The 17,436-nt window shown below is 63.2% G+C and carries 18 protein-coding genes, 2 tRNA genes, 1 other RNA gene and 1 pseudogene; 16 read left to right on the top strand and 6 right to left on the bottom strand.

Features of this window, described 5'->3' with window-relative positions; translation table 11 throughout:
- Positions 1-183 precede the first annotated feature (183 nt).
- Positions 184-393: a hypothetical protein gene (locus LL972_RS05535; protein WP_323134205.1), complete on the top strand. Its 210-nt coding sequence runs from the start codon at positions 184-186 to the stop codon at positions 391-393.
- Positions 394-445: 52 nt separating this feature from the next.
- On the opposite strand, the gene LL972_RS05530 is transcribed toward LL972_RS05535, so the two are convergent.
- Positions 446-1,363 carry a LysR family transcriptional regulator gene (locus LL972_RS05530; protein WP_228326721.1) on the bottom strand — a complete coding sequence of 306 codons (918 nt, stop codon included), beginning with the start codon at positions 1,361-1,363 and terminating at the stop codon, positions 446-448.
- 152 nt (positions 1,364-1,515) lie between these two features.
- On the opposite strand from LL972_RS05530, the pseudogene dctA reads away from it, so the two are divergent.
- A pseudogene (gene dctA, locus LL972_RS05525) lies at positions 1,516-2,833 on the top strand (C4-dicarboxylate transporter DctA).
- 28 nt (positions 2,834-2,861) lie between these two features.
- Complete coding sequence (locus LL972_RS05520) at positions 2,862-4,025, top strand: mandelate racemase/muconate lactonizing enzyme family protein (RefSeq protein ID WP_104583517.1); 1,164 nt, start codon at positions 2,862-2,864, stop codon at positions 4,023-4,025.
- A gap of 96 nt (positions 4,026-4,121) precedes the next feature.
- On the opposite strand, the gene LL972_RS05515 is transcribed toward LL972_RS05520, so the two are convergent.
- Positions 4,122-5,702, bottom strand: coding sequence for a thioredoxin family protein (locus tag LL972_RS05515; protein WP_228326719.1), 1,581 nt, complete (start codon positions 5,700-5,702; stop codon positions 4,122-4,124).
- A gap of 453 nt (positions 5,703-6,155) precedes the next feature.
- On the opposite strand from LL972_RS05515, the gene LL972_RS05510 reads away from it, so the two are divergent.
- From LL972_RS05510 to LL972_RS05490, 5 genes are all read left to right on the top strand, one after another.
- Complete coding sequence (locus LL972_RS05510; RefSeq protein WP_228326718.1) at positions 6,156-6,734, top strand: anthranilate synthase component II; 579 nt, start codon at positions 6,156-6,158, stop codon at positions 6,732-6,734.
- 175 nt (positions 6,735-6,909) lie between these two features.
- The gene (locus LL972_RS05505; protein WP_228326717.1) at positions 6,910-7,542 is read left to right on the top strand and encodes a flavin reductase family protein; all 633 of its coding nucleotides are present in this window, start codon (positions 6,910-6,912) and stop codon (positions 7,540-7,542) included.
- Between the two features lie 116 nt (positions 7,543-7,658).
- Positions 7,659-8,696 carry an anthranilate phosphoribosyltransferase gene (trpD, locus tag LL972_RS05500; RefSeq protein WP_228326716.1) on the top strand — a complete coding sequence of 346 codons (1,038 nt, stop codon included), beginning with the start codon at positions 7,659-7,661 and terminating at the stop codon, positions 8,694-8,696.
- Positions 8,697-8,749: 53 nt separating this feature from the next.
- Positions 8,750-9,622 carry an indole-3-glycerol phosphate synthase TrpC gene (gene trpC, locus LL972_RS05495; protein ID WP_429002117.1) on the top strand — a complete coding sequence of 291 codons (873 nt, stop codon included), beginning with the start codon at positions 8,750-8,752 and terminating at the stop codon, positions 9,620-9,622.
- Entirely contained in the window at positions 9,615-10,331 is a 717-nt protein-coding gene (locus tag LL972_RS05490) for a haloacid dehalogenase-like hydrolase (protein ID WP_016902427.1), read from the top strand. The genes trpC and LL972_RS05490 overlap by 8 nt, the downstream gene beginning before the upstream one ends.
- Before the next feature lie 293 nt (positions 10,332-10,624).
- Here the strand turns inward: LL972_RS05490 and crp are convergent, their stop codons facing one another.
- Entirely contained in the window at positions 10,625-11,317 is a 693-nt protein-coding gene (gene crp / locus LL972_RS05485; protein WP_024938194.1) for a cAMP-activated global transcriptional regulator CRP, read from the bottom strand.
- A gap of 137 nt (positions 11,318-11,454) precedes the next feature.
- Here crp and speD point away from each other — a divergent pair, with 137 nt between their 5' ends.
- Both speD and LL972_RS05475 read left to right on the top strand, forming a co-directional pair.
- Entirely contained in the window at positions 11,455-12,249 is a 795-nt protein-coding gene (gene speD, locus LL972_RS05480) for an adenosylmethionine decarboxylase (protein WP_005990692.1), read from the top strand.
- Positions 12,250-12,412: 163 nt separating this feature from the next.
- Positions 12,413-12,727: a DMT family transporter gene (locus LL972_RS05475; RefSeq protein WP_003483069.1), complete on the top strand. Its 315-nt coding sequence runs from the start codon at positions 12,413-12,415 to the stop codon at positions 12,725-12,727.
- Positions 12,728-13,021: 294 nt separating this feature from the next.
- Here LL972_RS05475 and coq7 read toward each other — a convergent pair whose 3' ends face one another.
- Complete coding sequence (gene coq7, locus LL972_RS05470; protein WP_228326714.1) at positions 13,022-13,675, bottom strand: 2-polyprenyl-3-methyl-6-methoxy-1,4-benzoquinone monooxygenase; 654 nt, start codon at positions 13,673-13,675, stop codon at positions 13,022-13,024.
- A gap of 181 nt (positions 13,676-13,856) precedes the next feature.
- Here coq7 and rplM point away from each other — a divergent pair, with 181 nt between their 5' ends.
- Both rplM and rpsI read left to right on the top strand, forming a co-directional pair.
- Complete coding sequence (rplM, locus tag LL972_RS05465) at positions 13,857-14,285, top strand: 50S ribosomal protein L13 (protein WP_003483082.1); 429 nt, start codon at positions 13,857-13,859, stop codon at positions 14,283-14,285.
- A 2-nt stretch (positions 14,286-14,287) separates the two neighbouring features.
- Positions 14,288-14,680 carry a 30S ribosomal protein S9 gene (rpsI, locus tag LL972_RS05460; protein WP_016902423.1) on the top strand — a complete coding sequence of 131 codons (393 nt, stop codon included), beginning with the start codon at positions 14,288-14,290 and terminating at the stop codon, positions 14,678-14,680.
- 386 nt (positions 14,681-15,066) lie between these two features.
- Here the strand turns inward: rpsI and LL972_RS05455 are convergent.
- A tRNA-Gln gene (locus LL972_RS05455) sits at positions 15,067-15,140 on the bottom strand.
- Positions 15,141-15,192: 52 nt separating this feature from the next.
- A tRNA-Met gene (locus tag LL972_RS05450) sits at positions 15,193-15,269 on the bottom strand.
- A 118-nt stretch (positions 15,270-15,387) separates the two neighbouring features.
- Between LL972_RS05450 and LL972_RS05445 the strand changes: the two genes are divergently transcribed.
- The 4 genes from LL972_RS05445 to LL972_RS05430 all read left to right on the top strand — a co-directional run bounded on the left by LL972_RS05445 (position 15,388) and on the right by LL972_RS05430 (position 17,435).
- Positions 15,388-16,005, top strand: a complete 618-nt coding sequence (locus LL972_RS05445; RefSeq protein ID WP_024938192.1) for an RNA pyrophosphohydrolase — start codon at positions 15,388-15,390, stop codon at positions 16,003-16,005.
- Positions 16,006-16,085: 80 nt separating this feature from the next.
- Positions 16,086-16,295: a bacterioferritin-associated ferredoxin gene (locus LL972_RS05440; RefSeq protein ID WP_228326713.1), complete on the top strand. Its 210-nt coding sequence runs from the start codon at positions 16,086-16,088 to the stop codon at positions 16,293-16,295.
- Positions 16,296-16,647: 352 nt separating this feature from the next.
- Positions 16,648-17,118, top strand: coding sequence for a bacterioferritin (gene bfr, locus LL972_RS05435; protein ID WP_005990707.1), 471 nt, complete (start codon positions 16,648-16,650; stop codon positions 17,116-17,118).
- A 239-nt stretch (positions 17,119-17,357) separates the two neighbouring features.
- Positions 17,358-17,435, top strand: a non-coding RNA gene (locus tag LL972_RS05430) — sX9 sRNA.
- The last annotated feature ends 1 nt before the right edge of the window (position 17,436 follow it).

The raw sequence follows: 17,436 nt of genomic DNA, 5'->3' as shown, positions 1-17,436 counted from the left end.
GCCTGGTGATGCAGCTGAGGGGGGGTGGGGAAACCGATGGGACGGGCGGGACGGCAAGGGAGCCTGACGCGACGCCCTGGCAGCGGACCTGTTCAGATCGGTAGAGATTGCTTGCCCTGTCCTTCCTTAGCGGCGGTCATCACAAAACCTTGATGCAGCGAAAGCCGCAGCAGGCGATGCCTAGTGAGCGCTGCCGCCCAACTGCTGCTGGACGCCAACGAGAAGGCCGGAACGATTCGTTCAGGGATCACCACCGACAAGTTTTTCCTGGCGATCGCAGGGATCTGGCAGATCGACGCCACCGAGAACTGGCAGCCACGCCTGGCCTGGCTCATGGAGACGGTGATGGAAGGATTGTGCGCGGGAGCGCCAGGACGGCCCGCAGGCGGATAGCGGCGGCAAGCGCCCGGATTCCAAGCGCGCAGCAGCGCGCATGCCGCACCCGCTAGGTCTCCAGCTTGCCTTGCTTGAGCTTTTCCCACATGTCTTCGGCTTGCTGGGGTAAGCCGCCGGTGTGACGTAGCAGGCAGATCTCCATGCCGATATCCCAGTGCGTGTCGCCGGGCGCTGCATGGGCCAGCAGCCCTTTGGCGAGGTCCTCTTCCACCAGTGTGCGCGGCAGCCACGCGATCCCGGCACCAGAGCGGCACATGGCCAGCAAGGTCGCTGCAAGATCGGAAGTGAGCGCAGGTGTCAGGCGCGGTTCCACATCCTTGAACGCTGGATGCCCGGCGATGATGCGGCCCAGGCCGGAATCTGCACTGTAGGACAGCAAGGGCATTGCATCGGTTGAGGCAAGCGACCAACGCGGGCTGCCGTCGCCATTTTCCTTCGGTGCACTGAAGGGCTGAAGCACATCGTTGCCGACCACAACCCGCTCGAACTGTTCCGTGTCCAGCCCAAGACGCATCCGCGGATGATGGTGGCAGAGCAGGAATTGCGCTGCCCCTTGCTGCATCAATTTTTCGCACGCCCTGAGCGTGTCCGAGACCAGCTGAAACGCACCGATACCGGTGTTTGATTCGATGCGCCTGACAAATGCCGGAAAGAACGTGAAAGAAAGAACATGGGTGGCGAGGAACGCCAACGCAGGCCGGTGTCGCCCGGCCACTTCCAGTGTTTCCTGCCGCGCAGCGTAAATGCCCGAGACCAACCCGGATGCTTTGCGAACGAACGCTTCGCCCGCCGGCGTCATCAGCACTTCCTTGCGCGAACGCGTAAATAGCGGCGTGCCCAACCATTCCTCAAGGGCGTGAATGCGCCGACTGAAGGCCGGCTGGGTGACAAAGCGACGCTGTGCGGCACGCGAGAAATTGAGGGTTTCCGCCAACGCCAGGCAGTCTTCGAGCCATGTCAGTTCCATGATGCCGATTGTGCATCAAGCGCATAAAAAAGGCATTGGCAGCGCTTGGGAGCTGGCCCTTACGCTCTGAACCGAGCTTGCAACACCACGACACGCAGGTGTCCGGCAAGCGGCAATTCCGTGAATTCGCATGTCGACGGGAGCGGGCGATCATGCAGAAACGAAGTGGCATAAGAGGGGTGCTGAGCCAACTCTATGTGCAGGTGCTGATCGCCATCGTCATTGGCGGCCTGGTGGGCTATGTCTGGCCGCATCTGGGCGTGGTCATGCAACCTGTTGCAGAGGGTTTTCATCAAACTCATCAAGATGTTATTGGCGCCGATCATTTTTGGGACGGTCGTGGTCGGGATCGCCAAGATGGGAAGCATCAGAGAGGTCGGAAAAACCGGCATCAAGGCGCTGGTCTACTTCGAGATCGTGTCGACACTGGCGCTGGCGATCGGTCTTGTCGTGGTGAACATCATCCGGCCGGGGGATGGCATGAACATTGATGCCACATCGATCGACAGCAGCGCGATCGGGCAGTATGTCGATCGCGCAAAAGACGACGCGGGCATGGTGGATTTCGTGCTGAACATCATTCCCACCACGTTGGTGGATGCCTTTGCCAAAGGCAACATGCTGCAGGTCATCCTGGTGTCGGTGTTGTTTGCGGTAGGGCTGTTGCAGCTGGGCGAGCGCGGCAAACCCCTGGTCGATCTCATCGATAACGGGCTGCAGGCGCTGTTCAAGATGATCAACATGGTGATGCGGCTCGCGCCACTGGGCGCCGGTGCGGGCATCGCTTTCACGATCGGCAAATATGGTCTTGCCACCCTGTGGTCGCTCGGGCACTTGATGTTGGCGGTCTACGTGACGTCGGCACTGTTCGTGTTTGTAGTGCTGGGAGCGATCGCACGGTGGTCCGGCTTTCCGTTGCTGCGACTTCTCCGGTTCATCAAGGACGAACTCCTTGTCACGTTCGGAACCTGTTCGACCGAAGCTGTCCTGCCGCGCATGATGATGAAGCTTGAACTGGCCGGCGTGCGCAAGTCGACGGTTGGCCTGGTTCTGCCCACGGGATACACCTTCAATGCGGACGGCACCTGTATCTATCTGACCATGGCAGCCATCTTTGTGGCGCAAGCGACCAACACGCCGCTGCCGGTCTATCAACAGATTGCCTTGCTTGGCGTGTTGCTGCTGACATCGAAAGGTTCCGCCGGCGTCGCTGGCGCGGGTTTTGTTGCGTTGGCTGCGACGCTTTCCACCATCGACACGGTGCCTGTTGCAGGGCTGGTGCTTCTGCTGGGCGTCGACCGCTTCATGAACGAGGCCAGGGCGGTGGTCAACCTGATCGGCAACAGTGTCGCCACGCTTGCCATTGCCAAGTGGGATGGCGCGCTGGATCTGTCCAAGACCCGGGAAATCATGCGTCGTCAACAAGCGGGCGAGCCCATGCCTGTCGCAGCCTCCTCAACCGATCCATAACTCACACCAACCTGCGGGAGACCACCCAATGCGTATCATCGATGTCGTTGAAATCACCAAGCCGATCTCCTCGCCGATCCGTAACGCCTACATCGATTTTTCGAAGATGACCGCCAGTCTGGTGGCGGTGGTCACCGATCAGGTGCGCGACGGTCGCCGGGTCGTCGGCTACGGATTCAACTCCAATGGGCGCTATGGACAGGGAGGGCTGATACGCGAGCGCTTTCGCGATCGCATCCTGGAGGCAGACAGTGCATCGCTGTGCAACGACGCCGGCGACAATCTGGATCCGTCCAGGATCTGGAAGGCGATGATGTCCAACGAAAAGCCGGGTGGTCACGGCGAGCGTTCCGTCGCAGTGGGCACGCTGGATATGGCGATCTGGGATGCGACCGCCAAGATCGCCGGCATGCCGCTGTTCCGCTATCTGGCGCAGATGAAAGGCCGGCAAGCCAATCCCCGCGTCTTCGTTTATGCAGCCGGTGGCTACTATTACCCGGGCAAGGACAACAGTGCCTTGCGCAAAGAGATGCGCGGCTATCTGGACCGTGGTTACACCGTGGTCAAGATGAAGATCGGTGGCGCGTCCATCGAGGAGGATCGCGGCCGGATCGAGTCGGTGCTGGAGGAAATCGGCAGCCAGGCCCGCCTGGCGGTGGATGCAAATGGGCGCTTCGACCTGGAGACTGGCATCGCCTACGCCAAGATGCTGCGCGACTATCCGCTGTTCTGGTATGAGGAAGTCGGCGATCCGCTCGACTACGCGCTGCAAGCCGCCCTGAGCGAATTCTATCCGGGGCCGATGGCAACCGGCGAAAACCTGTTCTCGCACCAGGATGCACGCAACCTGCTGCGCTACGGCGGCATGCGCCCGGACCGCGATTACCTGCAGTTCGACTGCGCGCTGTCGTATGGCCTGGTCGAGTATCTGCGCACGCTGGAGGTGCTGGAGCAGTTCGGCTGGTCGCCCGCACGTTGCATCCCGCACGGTGGTCATCAGATGTCGCTCAACATCGCCGCAGGCCTGGGTCTGGGCGGCAATGAGAGTTACCCGGACCTGTTCCAGCCATATGGCGGGTTTCCGGATGGCGTCAAGGTCCAGGACGGATACATCGTGATGCCGGAGTTGCCGGGTATCGGCTTCGAGGGCAAGTCCGACCTGATCAAGGTCATGCGTGAGCTGGCCGAATAGGACGGGATGGCATTGGCTGGGTTTCTGATGGGCGAACCACCTGCGCGGGGCGTGCCTGTGCCGACCTTCGCAGGCGCATCAGGACTACGCCCCGCCTCACCCCAGCCAGTCGGCGCAGGCGGCCGGCTTGTTCTCGTCGGCGCAACGTGTCTGCGCCTTCTGGCGCAGGCGGGCCAGGACTGCGCTGCCTGCCGGGTTCTGCTTGCTCCACGTCTTCAGTGATGCGCCGACTTCCTCGAAGTGCTGGCGATTATCTTTGAGATAGCCATCGGATTGACGCGCCAGATCGCCGATCACTCGGCTTGCAAGCGTCTCGATACCTGTACCGTCCTCCGGGCTGAGCCGGACCAGCGCATCCAGATAGGTCATGCCCCGCTCAATCACGGTCCCCTGGCTACCATTCGAATCGTAGGCCTTCTTGAACCATGACAGCGCAGCCTTGGTGTCACCGCGCTGTTCGGCCAGGATACCCAGGTAGGGCATGTAGTAGGACGGTGTCTTGCTACGCGTCAACTCGGCCTGCATCAATTGCGCAGATCCCTTGTTATCGCCCACCAGCGCCAACAAGCCGGCAGCACTTGTGATCGTGGACTGACGCTCTTCATCGGTCTTGGCTTCCGTCACCGCCCACTGCACGCGCTGGTGCACGGTCTTGACCACGTCTGCGGGCAGCGGAGGTTGCGGCTTATTCATTTCCGCTCTGGTCGGCTGTCCCTGTGCCAGGCGAGCAAGGTCGATCTCGGCATACCCGGTCCGCAAACGATCAACGATGGGTAAGGTGGGATCGGCATAGGCCTTTGCCAACGCCTGATTGAACTCCCCTGACAATGCGGCACGTTTGCCCGGATCGTCGGTCGCGGAAGCAACCAGCGTGGCAGCACCACGCACCAGCACATCAAGATTGTTGCGCACCTCCGATGGATTGGAAAACACGGTTTGCAGCAACGTGTACGTCGCCGGGCTTGCGACGGGCTTCTGCCTGGTGACAGCTACTGCCAGCAGCTGGAAGCGACGCTGCAAGGCCGGCTGTGGTGCCGCCTTCGCCAGTGCAGCCAGGGTGTCGGGCGCAGCCTTTGCATCGACCAGTTGGTCGTCCTGCAACCAGCTGTAATTGCCGAGAAGAGTCCACTCGTCCGGCTTTAGCGTTTGTGGAGCGTTGAGCGCCCGCTCCAGGATCTGCTTTGTACTCGCGGTGGATTGAGCTGCAACGCGCAGGCTATCGACAAGCTGGGCGGTACTGCTGTCGCCCACCAGCCGGGTGATTTCGCTGCGATCCGGGCGTAGCAGGATGACCGTGGGATACCCCCTGACGCCGAAGCGTTCGGCCCAGGTCTGGGCTTCTTGCAGGTCTGCGTCCAGATGCACTGCCACGAATTGCCGCGTCTGCGCGATGAAACCCGGGTCCTTGAACGTGGTGGCCTTGAGCCGGTTGCACGGTGGGCACCAGATGGCGCCCCAGTACAACAGGAGTGGTTTGCCGGTGTTCCTGGCCTCTTCCAGGGCTTTCTCTACATTTCCCTCATGCCAGTTTATCGCGGGCGCCGTTGCAGGCCGCGTTGCTGCCGCGGGCGGCGCCGATGCCGCCGACGGCGTTGATCTCTCGCAGGCCGTCAGCGCTGCCAGCAACGCGGAAAGAGCGATGAGCATGGGGGACGGCGAACGAAACGACAGAGCCATGGGAAGCCTTTGCGTGATGGAGTTCAGCTGAGCGCGGTTGTCTAGAAACACCTCCACGCCTGCCAATTTCTCGAAGCATCACGTCTTTCAAGTTTGCCCGGAGCGGAGGATGCGAACTGCCGTCACGCCGAACGCATCGTTAGGGCACATGACGGCGCACATTGGATCCAAGCTGGAGACAGCGGGCGTTCCGCGCGAGGGGTGCAAGTTGTCTAGCCGGTCCGGACCTGTCGGAACACTGTGGTTCGTGAGAGGGGCAGAGTGGATCGCGCATCTGCATGGCTGATCGCGGTGATTCGGTACAGGAGCGCTGAGCGAGCCCGTGCGAAGATATGCTTCAGTGTTGCTCGCTCCCCGGCCACTTGGGTATCAGACAGGTTGACAGGTGTCAGAGCGGGTATCGGTAAGTTGTTTTGGGCTATTGCCCTTTAAAAACAAAGAGATAGGCCTGAAATGCTACTGATGCTCGATAACTACGACAGCTTCACCTACAACCTCGTCCAGTACCTGCAGGCCCTGGGTGCCGAGGTCACGGTGGTGCGCAACGACGCGATGAGCGTGGATCAGATCGCCGCGCTCAGGCCCGAGCGCATTGTGATCTCGCCCGGCCCGTGCACCCCGAACGAGGCCGGCATCTCGCTGCAGCTGATCGAGCAGTTGGGTCAGACCACGCCGATCCTGGGCGTGTGTCTTGGGCATCAAAGCATCGGGCAGGTCTACGGCGGCGAGGTGATTCGTGCCGACAACATCATGCATGGCAAGACCTCGCCGATCCGCCACCAGGGCAAGGGCGTGTTCGCCGGCCTGCCGGACAGCTACGAGGCCACCCGCTATCACTCGCTGGTGGTGGACAAGGCCACCTTGCCCGACGCGCTGGAAGTCACCGCCTGGACCGAGAATCCGGATGGCTCGATCGAAGAGATCATGGGCCTGCGCCATCGCCAGTTCCCGGTCGAAGGCGTGCAGTTCCATCCCGAGTCGATCCTGACCCAGCACGGTCACGCCTTGCTGAAAAACTTCCTGCAGCGTTGATTGCAATGCGCACCGCGTGCGTCGCAAGGGCCGCTGCAACCTGCGTCAGTTTCGATGCAGTCGTCAGCACCATTGATACACCGGCGACCCATGCGCGCAGTGCCCGCAATCAGCTGCGCGCCAGCGTGCAGCGGGTTTCCCGCCTCGCTTCGTCCACACCTGCATCCGGATCCCGATGAGCACCGCCAGCGACAGTTTCCACTTCTACGAACCAGGCCAGGGCCACGGACTGCCACATGATCCCTTCAATGCCATCGTCGGTCCGCGACCGATCGGCTGGATCGGCTCGCGCAGCGCCGAGGGCATCGCCAATCTGGCGCCTTACAGCTTCTTCAACGCGTTCAACTACGTGCCGCCGATCGTCGGCTTTGCCAGCATCGGCCGCAAAGACAGCCTGCGCAACATCGAAGCCACCGGCGAATTCACCTGGAACCTGGCCACGCGCCCATTGGCCGAGGCGATGAACGCCAGTGCCGCGATGGTGCCGGCGGAGGTCGACGAGTTCGCATTGGCCGAGCTGCAGATGGCGCCGTCGCGGCTGATCGGTGCCCCGCGCGTGGCGGCCAGCCCGGTCAGTTTCGAATGCCGGCTCAGCCAGCTGTTGCCGCTGCAGAGCGCAGACGGGCAGGCCATCGAAACCTGGCTGGTCCTGGGCGAAGTGGTCGGCGTGCATCTGGCGCACGCGGCATTGCAGGACGGCATCTACGATCCCGCGGCCGTGCAGACGATTCTGCGCGCGGGCGGTGCCGCCGACTATTTCGAAGTGCAGGCGCAGGCGCGCTTCCGCATGCGGCGTCCGGGCCAGTGAGCGACGCGTACCGCGTTGCTGCGTGGCATTGCCGCCAGGCGCGACTGCATCGGCAGGATTGATCGATCACTCTCACTCCCGCACATCTTCCCCACGTTTTGCCACGGTCCTCGTCCATGCCCATCACCCCGCAAGAAGCCCTGCAGCGCACCATCGAACACCGCGAAATCTTCCACGACGAAATGGTCGAGCTGATGCGCCAGATCATGCGTGGCGAGGTCTCGGACATGATGGTCGCGGCCATCCTCACCGGGTTGCGGGTCAAGAAGGAAACCATCGGCGAAATCGCCGGCGCAGCCACGGTGATGCGCGAGTTCTCGCGCCGCGTGGAAGTGAGCGATCGCCGGCACATGGTCGACATCGTCGGCACCGGTGGCGATGGTTCGCATACCTTCAACATCTCCACCTGCGCGATGTTCGTGGCTGCCGCCGGCGGCGCCAAGGTCGCCAAGCACGGCAATCGCAGCGTCTCGTCCAAGTCCGGCAGTGCCGACGCGCTGGAGGCACTGGGCGCGGCGATCGAGCTGCAGCCCGAGCAGGTCGCCGCCTCGCTGGCGCAGACCGGTATCGGCTTCATGTATGCGCCGGTGCATCATCCGGCCATGAAGGTGGTGGCGCCGGTGCGCCGCGAAATGGGCGTGCGCACCATCTTCAACATCCTCGGCCCGCTGACCAACCCGGCCGGCTCGCCCAACATCCTGATGGGCGTATTCCATCCGGATCTAGTCGGCATCCAGGCGCGCGTGCTGCAGGAACTCGGCGCCGAGCGCGCGCTGGTGGTGTGGGGCCGCGATGGCATGGACGAGCTCTCGCTCGGTGCCGGCACCCTGGTCGGCGAGCTGCGCGATGGCCAGGTGCGCGAGTACGAAGTGCATCCGGAGGATTTCGGCATCGCCATGTCGGCCAGCCGCAACCTCAAGGTGGCCGATGCTGCGCAGTCACGTGCGATGTTGCTGCAGGTGCTGGACAACGTGCCCGGCCCGGCGCTGGACATCGTCGCCCTCAACGCTGGTGCGGCCCTGTACGTGGCAGGCGTGTCCGACAGCATCGCCGACGGCGTCGTGCGTGCGCGTGCGGTCCTGGCCGATGGCTCGGCGCGTGCAAAGCTGGACGCCTATGTCGCCTTCACCCGGCAGATTGCCCCGCAGGCCTGACCCTTCCACCGCACCGGCAGGCATGGCCTCGGCATCCTCACAATCCCGCTGGCATGCTGCGCGCTGGCGCGTGGCGGTCAGTTGCGGCCGTCTTGACCGATAATGCCCGCCCGCCAGGACCCGATACGATGAGCGACATCCTCAACACCATCCTTGCCCGCAAGGCCGAAGAAATCGCCGAGCGCAGTGCGCGCGTGCCGCTGGCCGAGCTGATCGCACGCAGTGCCGACCTGCCGCTTACGCGCGGTTTTGCTGCCGCCATGCAGGCCAGCATCGCCGCCGGCGATCCGGCGGTGATCGCCGAAGTGAAAAAGGCCAGCCCGTCCAAGGGCGTGATCCGGCCCGACTTCCACCCGGCCGACATCGCGGTCAGCTACGAATTCGGCGGCGCCAGTTGCCTGTCGGTGCTGACCGATGTGGACTTCTTCCAGGGCGCCGATGCCTATCTGCGCCAGGCGCGCGAGGCCTGCACGCTGCCGGTGCTGCGCAAGGACTTCACCGTCGACCCGTACCAGGTCTACGAAGCGCGCGTGCTCGGCGCCGATTGCATCCTGCTGATCGTCTCGGCACTGGACGATGGGCAACTGGCCGAGCTCTCCGGCCTGGCCATGCAGCTGGGCCTGGACGTGCTGGTGGAAGTGCATGACATCGACGAGCTCGAGCGCGCGGTGCAGGTGCCGGTGCCGCTGGTGGGCATCAACAACCGCAACCTGCGCACCTTCGAAGTGACGCTGCAGACCACCCTGGACATGCGCGCCGCCGTGCCGCGCGACCGCATCCTGGTGACCGAAAGCGGCATCGTCACGCCGGCCGATGTGCAGTTGATGCGCGGCCACGGCGTGAACGCGTTTCTGGTCGGCGAGACCTTCATGCGCGCGCCCGAACCCGGCGAGTCGCTGCGTCAGCTATTCTTCGCGCATGACTGAGGCGTATCCCGTACCGCGCGACGACGCACCGCTGGTGGTCTTCGATTTCGACCACACGCTGTATGACGGTGACTCCGGCAGCCACCTGTTCGCCTGGCTGATCAAGCGCAACCCGTTGCGTCTGCTGGTGGCGCTGTTGGCCTCGCCGATCCTCGGCCCGATGGTGGCGATGCTGCCGACCCGCCGCCGCGGCGTGTCCGGGTATGTGTGGATCGCCACCTTCGGCCTGCACCGCACGCGCGAATTCAACCGCTTCATCGATGCGTACGTGCTCAAGCATGAAGCGCAGATCCGGCAGCGCTTGTTGCCGCACGCCTTGAAGGTGTTCACCGACCACCGCGCCGCCGGCGACCGTGTGGTGGTGGCCACCGGCGCGCCGCCGGAACTGGCCCGCGCGATTCTCGGCTTTGTCGCGCATCAGGACGTGCCGGTGATCGGCAGCCTGGTCGGTCCACGCCTGGGCGCGGTCACCGCGCGACGTCACTGCCACAACGAAGAGAAGATGCGCATGCTGCGCGAGCGCGGCTACGCCGACATCGCCATCGCCTATTCGGACAGCACTGCGGATCTGCCGCTGTTGAAGGCCGCGCGCGCGCCGGTGGTGGTCAATCCGAAGGCCAATCGCGAAGCGCTGTTCCGGCAGGTGTTGCCGGCCGGCACGCCGATCCTCAACTGGGGGTGTCGCGATCGCGGTGGCAAGGCGCTGTAGCGCCTGGCGCCAGTAGCGGCGCGCAGCCTGGCGGGCACGGCAGGTATTCGAACTCGGCAGCTACCGCGCAGACACACGGCTTGATTCGCGTGCATCCGGCGGCTGTTCGCGGAGATTTACTGGTCACGCCAAGCCCGCCGAAGCAGCAGGGGAAGGGTAAGCAGCTAGTAATGCACAGCACGCACGCAGCACGCGGCGGCGGAGCGCGCCCGACTGCAGCAGTCCGCATACCGTGCGGCATGCGGTTCAATGTGCGGCTGGTGCAGTGCTGCACCAGCCGCGACCATAACCGCTTAGCGGGTGCCGTAGAGCACGACGGTCTTGCCGCGTGCATGCAGCAGGCCGTCGGCCTGCAGCTTCTTGAGCACGCGCCCGGCCATTTCGCGCGAACAGCCCACCAGCCGTGCCAGTTCCTGTCGCGACACGCGCAGCTGGGTGCCCTGCGGGTGACTCATCGCTTCCGGCTCCTTGGACAAATCGTGCAGGGTGCGCACGATGCGGTCGGTCACGTCCAGGAACGCCAGGCGGCTGGCTTTCCTTGTGGTGTCGAGCAACCGCTTGGACAGCTGGACGCCAATCGCGTACAGGATGCGGGGCGCATCCGGTGACAGACTGGTCTGGAACAGCTGCTGCAGCCGCTCGTAGCTGATCTCGGCCAGCTCGCACTGGGTGCGGGTGCGCAAGATCACCTCGCGGGTATCGGATTCGATGAACAACCCCATCTCGCCGACGAACTCGCCGCTACCGAAGTAGCCCAGCACCAACTCACGATCGTCATCTTCCTCGGCAATGATGCTCACCGAGCCACTGATCACGTAGTAGAGGGTGCCAGCCGGGTCTCCTGGCCGGAATACATCGGTCCGGGTCGGATAGCGCCTGCGATGGCTGTGCGCCAGGAAACGCTCGATCGTGCCCGCGTCCAGCGCCAGAGAAGGGGTAGCGTTACGTACCGTCGTAGTCACAACCGTCGTGTTTCCTGGGCTCATGGTAGTTCCGCGTGTAATTCCTGAAGCTTAACGGCATGAGTCATGCAAGGTAAACCATTCTTAACATCGGCATTTCGTTGCTGGGATCTTTGGCTCATAATTGTTTCCTTTCCCGCCTTCCATAAGGACAGACCGACGTGGTCAAGCCGTTGCCTCGCCTGAGGCTACAGGGGTTCAACAACCTCACCAAGGCGTTGAGCTTCAACATCTACGACGTCTGTTACGCGCGTACCGAAGAGGAGCGTCAGCGCTACATCGAATATATCGATGAGCAGTACGACGCCGATCGTCTGACGCAGATCCTGACCGATGTTGCCGAGATCATTGGCGCCAACATCCTCAATATCGCACGTCAGGACTACGATCCGCAGGGCGCATCGGTCACGATCCTGATCTCGGAAGAGCCCGTCATCGACAAGAAGCAGGCTGGTAAGGAGCTGATTTCCGATGCCGTGGTTGCTCATATGGACAAAAGTCATATCACTGTCCATACATACCCCGAGACGCACCCGCAGGAAGGTATCGCCACGTTCCGCGCCGATATCGACGTCGCCACCTGCGGCGTGATCTCGCCGTTGAAGGCGCTGAACTACCTGATCGAGAGTCTGGAGTCGGACATCGTGATCATGGACTATCGCGTCCGTGGCTTCACCCGCGATGTGAAGGGCAAGAAGCACTACATCGACCACAAGATCAACTCGATCCAGCACTTTCTCGCCAAGAACGTGAAGTCGCGCTACGAGATGTTCGACGTGAACGTCTATCAGGAAAACATCTTCCACACCAAGATGCACCTGAAGGACTTCGACCTCGACCAGTACCTGTTCGAAGAGCGCGCCAAGAACCTCTCGTTCAAGGAGCGCATGAAGATCGAGACGCTGCTCAAGCGCGAGATCGAAGAACTGTTCCACGGACGCAACCTGAGCGAGTAAGCGCAGCGAGCGAGCTGTTGCGCGGCTGCCTGCAGGCGCGCGAAAGAACCAAGGCGGGACGGCCCGCCACGCGATGACCTCGCGTTCCACAGCCGACGGCGGCCCAGTGTGCAAACACTGGGTCGCTTTTTTTTTGTGCGTTTTTCAAGTGAGGAGTACTGCGATGCCCTGGATCTATCTGCTGCTGGCCGGCCTGTTCGAAATCGGTTTTGCCATGGGCCTGAAGTACAGCGACGGCTTCACCCGCCTGTGGCCGACGGTGCTGACCATCGGTCTGGCGGGCATCAGCCTGTGGTTTCTGACGCAGGCGCTGAAGACCATCCCGGTAGGCACCGGTTACGCGATATGGACCGGGATCGGCGCGCTGGGCGTGACCATCGCCGGCATCGCGCTGTTCGGCGACAGCGCGTCGTGGTCGCGTCTGGCCTGCATCGGCCTGATCGTGGCCGGGGTGATCGGGCTGAAGCTGGTGGGGTAGTCGTGGTCAGTCCTGCGTGGTCAGCCCCACTGCGTGGGCCTGACCCCCAAAGTTTGCTACGCAAACCTTGGGCCCCACGCGTAGTCAGTCCCACTGCGTGGGCCTGCCTCCCAAGATTTGCTATGCAAACCTTGGGCCCCACTCCGTAGCATCCTATCCCCGCGCCTTCGGCGCGCCCCCTTAACAAAGGGGGCTCTAACAAAGGGGGCTCTGCTCCAGGTGGGTATTGCGAGGGTGGGGCCTGGTTTGCTCGGGTGCCGCCAATCCCCAATCCCCAATCCCCAATCCCGCCGGCTATAGCCGGTAGGCCACCGCTTTCATCAGCTTGGAGGCCAGGGCCATGGCGCTGGGGATCGGGGGCGGGAGGATGCGCGCGCCGGCCTGTTCGGCCTGGTCGGCGTGGCGGGCCTCGTCGATCTTCATCACGCGCAGGATCGCGCGGCTGCGCTGGTCGACCTCGGGGAGGGTCTCCAGGTGTTCGTCCAGATGGGCTTCGACCTGGCGCTCGGTCTCGACCACGAAGCCCAGGCTCCAGTCGTCGCCGCGCAATCCGGCCAGGGCGCCGAGCGCGTAGCTGCCGGCGTACCAGAGCGGGTTGAACAGGCTGGGGCGGCTGTCCAGCTCGTGCAGGCGGTCGGCGCACCAGGCCAGATGGTCGGTTTCTTCCTGCGCCGCCTCCAGCAGATGCTGCTGGGTGTGGGCATCGCGGGCGACCGCGGCCTGGCCGAAATACAGGCCTTGCGCGCAGACTTCGCCGACGTGGTTGATCCGCATCAAGCCGGCGGCGTGGCGACGCTGGTCAGGTTCCAGTGCGACGTCGGGGGTGTCGGCGGCCGGGTTGGGCCGCTCGGCGGGCGGATTGCCGAATACCGTGTCCAGCGCGCGCTGGGCTTCGACCAGCAGCCGGTCGAGCGGGCCATGCAGTCGGAAAGAGGAGATCTGGGTCATGCGCCGATTCTGGCCCCGGACCGAGCCGCTGCCAACCGCCAGCGCTCCGGCCAGCCGGCGACTTGCGTGGCCTTGTATCGTCCCGTACAATCCCGCCTCTTCTGTTTCGCCTTCACAACGCGTGGCAAAGTTCCAGCGGTCATTGCCGCTGCAATCCGCCCGACCACTCAAGAGTTTTCTCATGACTACGTTCACCGCCAAGTCCGAGACCGTCCAGCGCGACTGGTATCTCGTTGACGCCGCCGGCAAGACGCTCGGCCGTCTGTCCACCGAACTGGCCCGCCGTCTGCGCGGCAAGCACAAGCCGGTTTATACCCCTCACGTCGATACCGGCGATTACCTTGTGGTGATCAATGCCGAAAAGATCGTGGTCACGGGCAACAAGCTGAAAGACAAGAAATATCACCGCTTCACCGGCTACATCGGTAACCTGAAGACCGAGAGCCTGGAGCAGGCGCTGCAGCGCCACCCGGAGCGCGTGATCGAAATCGCCGTCAAGGGCATGCTGCCGAAGGGCCCCCTGGGCCGCACCATGTACCGCAAGCTCAAGGTCTATTCGGGTGCCGAGCATCCGCACGCCGCCCAGCAGCCGCAAGTTCTGGATATCTAATCATGGCTATCACGCAAAACTACGGCACTGGCCGCCGCAAGTCCTCCACCGCTCGCGTGTTCCTGCGCAAGGGTACCGGCAACATCACCGTCAACGACCGTCCGCTGGATGAGTTCTTTGGCCGTGAGACTGCACGCATGATCGTGCGTCAGCCGCTGGAACTCACCAAGAACACCGAAAGCTTCGACATCCTGGTCACCGCCTCCGGCGGCGGCACCACCGGTCAGGCCGGTGCGATCCGTCTGGGCATCGCCCGTGCACTGGTCGAGTACGACGAAACCCTGAAGTCCGAGCTGCGCAAGGCCGGCTTCATGACCCGTGACGCCCGCGAAGTCGAGCGTAAGAAGGTCGGTCTGCACAAGGCCCGTCGCGCGACCCAGTTCTCCAAGCGCTGATCCATCGCGTTTGTTGCGTCCCGGTTCGCCGGGGCGCCTGCTTCAAAAGCCCGGCCATGCCGGGCTTTTGTCGTTTTGGGAGCTGCGCAGTGGGCGCCTGCAGTCGGTGGCCTGCGATGTGCTGTGTTGCGAGGCAGATTTCCTTTGGCCGGGCCTGGCGGCTTCCGCAAACGCTGGATGGCCATCTCGTACCAAGTGCCATCGGTGGCGGCGCCTGCGCGCGGCGGCCGGGGTGCTGCCTGCGAGTGGCCAGTTCTACGGTGGCGCTTCTGCTTGGCGCCTGGCTAACGCAGCATCCCTTCCGGACGAGGGCGGGGTGGGGCGTCGCCTGCGGCGATCGCTATGCAACAAAAAAGGCCCGATCGTAAGATCGGACCTTCTGTGTTTGGCTGCCCCGGATGGATTCGAACCACCGATGCCTGAGTCAGAGTCAGGTGCCTTACCGCTTGGCGACGGGGCAATAAAACGTGTTGGGCCAAGATTATTGCATGCCCGTGAGCGCATGAACACCTTGGTGGCTATGGGTGGACTCGAACCACCGACCCCAGCATTATGAGTGCTGTGCTCTAACCGGCTGAGCTACATAGCCTAGGGAGCCGGCAATTCTTACCAAGCGCTTGCGTGTTGTCAAGCATTTCGTTTTCAGCTTGTGAGCCGGCCGTCGCCGTGGCAGAGTCGGTGACAGTAGATTTTCAGGAGTCCGCATCGTGATCGATCCGGACGGTTTCCGGCCAAACGTCGGCATCGTGCTGATGCGAGAGGATGGTCAGGTGTTCTGGGCACGACGTGTGCGCAGGGACGGCTGGCAGTTCCCGCAAGGTGGCATGAATACCGACGAGACACCCGTGGAAGCCATGTACCGCGAGTTGCGCGAAGAAACCGGGTTGTTGCCCGAGCATGTCGAATTGCTCGGTGCCACCCCTGGATGGCTGCGCTATCGCCTGCCGAGCCGGGCAGTGCGGCGCAATGAGCGTCAGGTCTGCATTGGCCAGAAGCAGGTGTGGTTCCTGCTGCAGTTCACCGGCCACGAATCCCATCTCAAGCTCGACCACACCGACACGCCCGAGTTCGATCACTGGCGCTGGGTGGATTTCTGGTACCCGGTCGAGCATGTAGTGATGTTCAAGCGCGGGGTCTATGCGCGCGCGCTGCGTCATCTGGCTCCACTGGCGCAGACCATCGCTGGCTCGGCGGCGGTCGGGGTGATGCCCGAGCGTGCGCTGGAGGCCTGGTTGCCGGGCAGCAGCGCGGCCGGGCATGACAGCCCGCGCAAGCGTCCACGCAAGCGGGGCGGGCCTCGTGCGGTGCGGATTAATAATGATTAACGTTTGGAATTGACACCTATTCTCGTTTGCGGTGCAATCAGCGCCGGTCCTCTCCGGATCGCCAGCACCCGACCGATACCGTGTACGTCTGCATCTGCAATGGGGTCACCGACCACCAGATCCGCGAAGCGGCCGAGAATGGCTGCGCCAGCCTGGCCGAACTGACCATGCGCACCGGCTGTGGTTCGAACTGTGGTTCGTGCCTGGAGATGGCGGGCGACGTGTTGAACCAGGTCCATGCGAGCCGCGCCCTGCCGCTCCCCATGCTGGGGCTTGCCAGCGCTGCCTGAGCGCCTTCCAGCGTGCTCGCGCGCTGTCGATAACAGATTGCCGCAGCCGGGTTGCCGGATTGCTGGCTCCCACTGCCGTTTTCCCCTCGCGCCACCAAGACGCAATTGATGGGACGCCTCCCTGGCTGCCGGTCACGCGGTCGGTTCGGGGCCGGCTGCAGTCATGGTTCGATCGACAGTCTGTAAGCGATCGTTTGGCAAATGGTGGATGGGCGCTCCGCTGTTGCGACAGGCCGGATGACGGCCCACCCGGGATCGGGCAGGCGTCGCGCAACTGATCACGATTCGCGTTCCTTCATGCGCCGCGGCAACGCGCTACAGTGCGGCCGGCTCACTGTCTCGGAGACATCGCATGAAGGGCGATACCAAGGTCATCGAGTACCTCAACAAGGTGCTCTACAACGAACTCACTGCGATCAACCAGTACTTTCTGCACGCCAAGATGCTGAAGAACTGGGGCCTGAAAGAACTGGCCGAGCATGAGTACAAGGAATCCATCGACGAGATGAAGCATGCGGACAAGCTGTCCGACCGCATCCTGTTTCTCGAAGGACTTCCGAATTTCCAGGCGCTGGGCAAGCTGCGCATCGGCGAGAACCCCACCGAGATGTTCCGCTGCGATCTGGCGCTGGAGCGCGAGGCGGTTGCGGTGCTGCGCGAGGCCGTGGCCTATGCGGAGACCGTCAACGACTACGTGAGCCGCCAGCTGCTGGTGGACATCCTGGAGTCGGAAGAAGAGCACATCGACTGGCTGGAAACACAGCTGGATCTGGTGGCGCGCATCGGCGAGCCGAACTACCTGCTGACCAAGCTGGACGACTGAGGGCCGCTGACCGGGCTGCAGCGCTGCCGGCAGGCGGCGCGTTGATTGGTGGCTTCGGCTCACTGCATCCTGGCTCTTTCTCTGGTCGGGTCCTCGGCCTCTTCCATCGCAAGAAGAACGCCAGCGCGCATGAGGTCATGCGAGCGGTCAGCGTGGCTGCCGCCGCCGTGACGCTTGGAGCGGTTTGCAAAAACTGCTGCGCAGCCTTCGGGCGGGCGCGGCCGCTGCTCGGAAGCTGCATGTACCACGCGCACACTCCTGTTCCGAGCGCGTCCTCCGCATCTACCTGACGATCGCTCGCTACGTTTTTGTTGGCCG

The sequence above is a fragment of the Xanthomonas campestris pv. asclepiadis genome, assembly GCF_020784175.1.
Classification (GTDB): Bacteria; Pseudomonadota; Gammaproteobacteria; order Xanthomonadales; family Xanthomonadaceae; genus Xanthomonas; species Xanthomonas campestris_D.
Note: the sequence above shows the minus strand (reverse complement) of the source record. Positions and strands in the feature narration are given on the sequence as shown.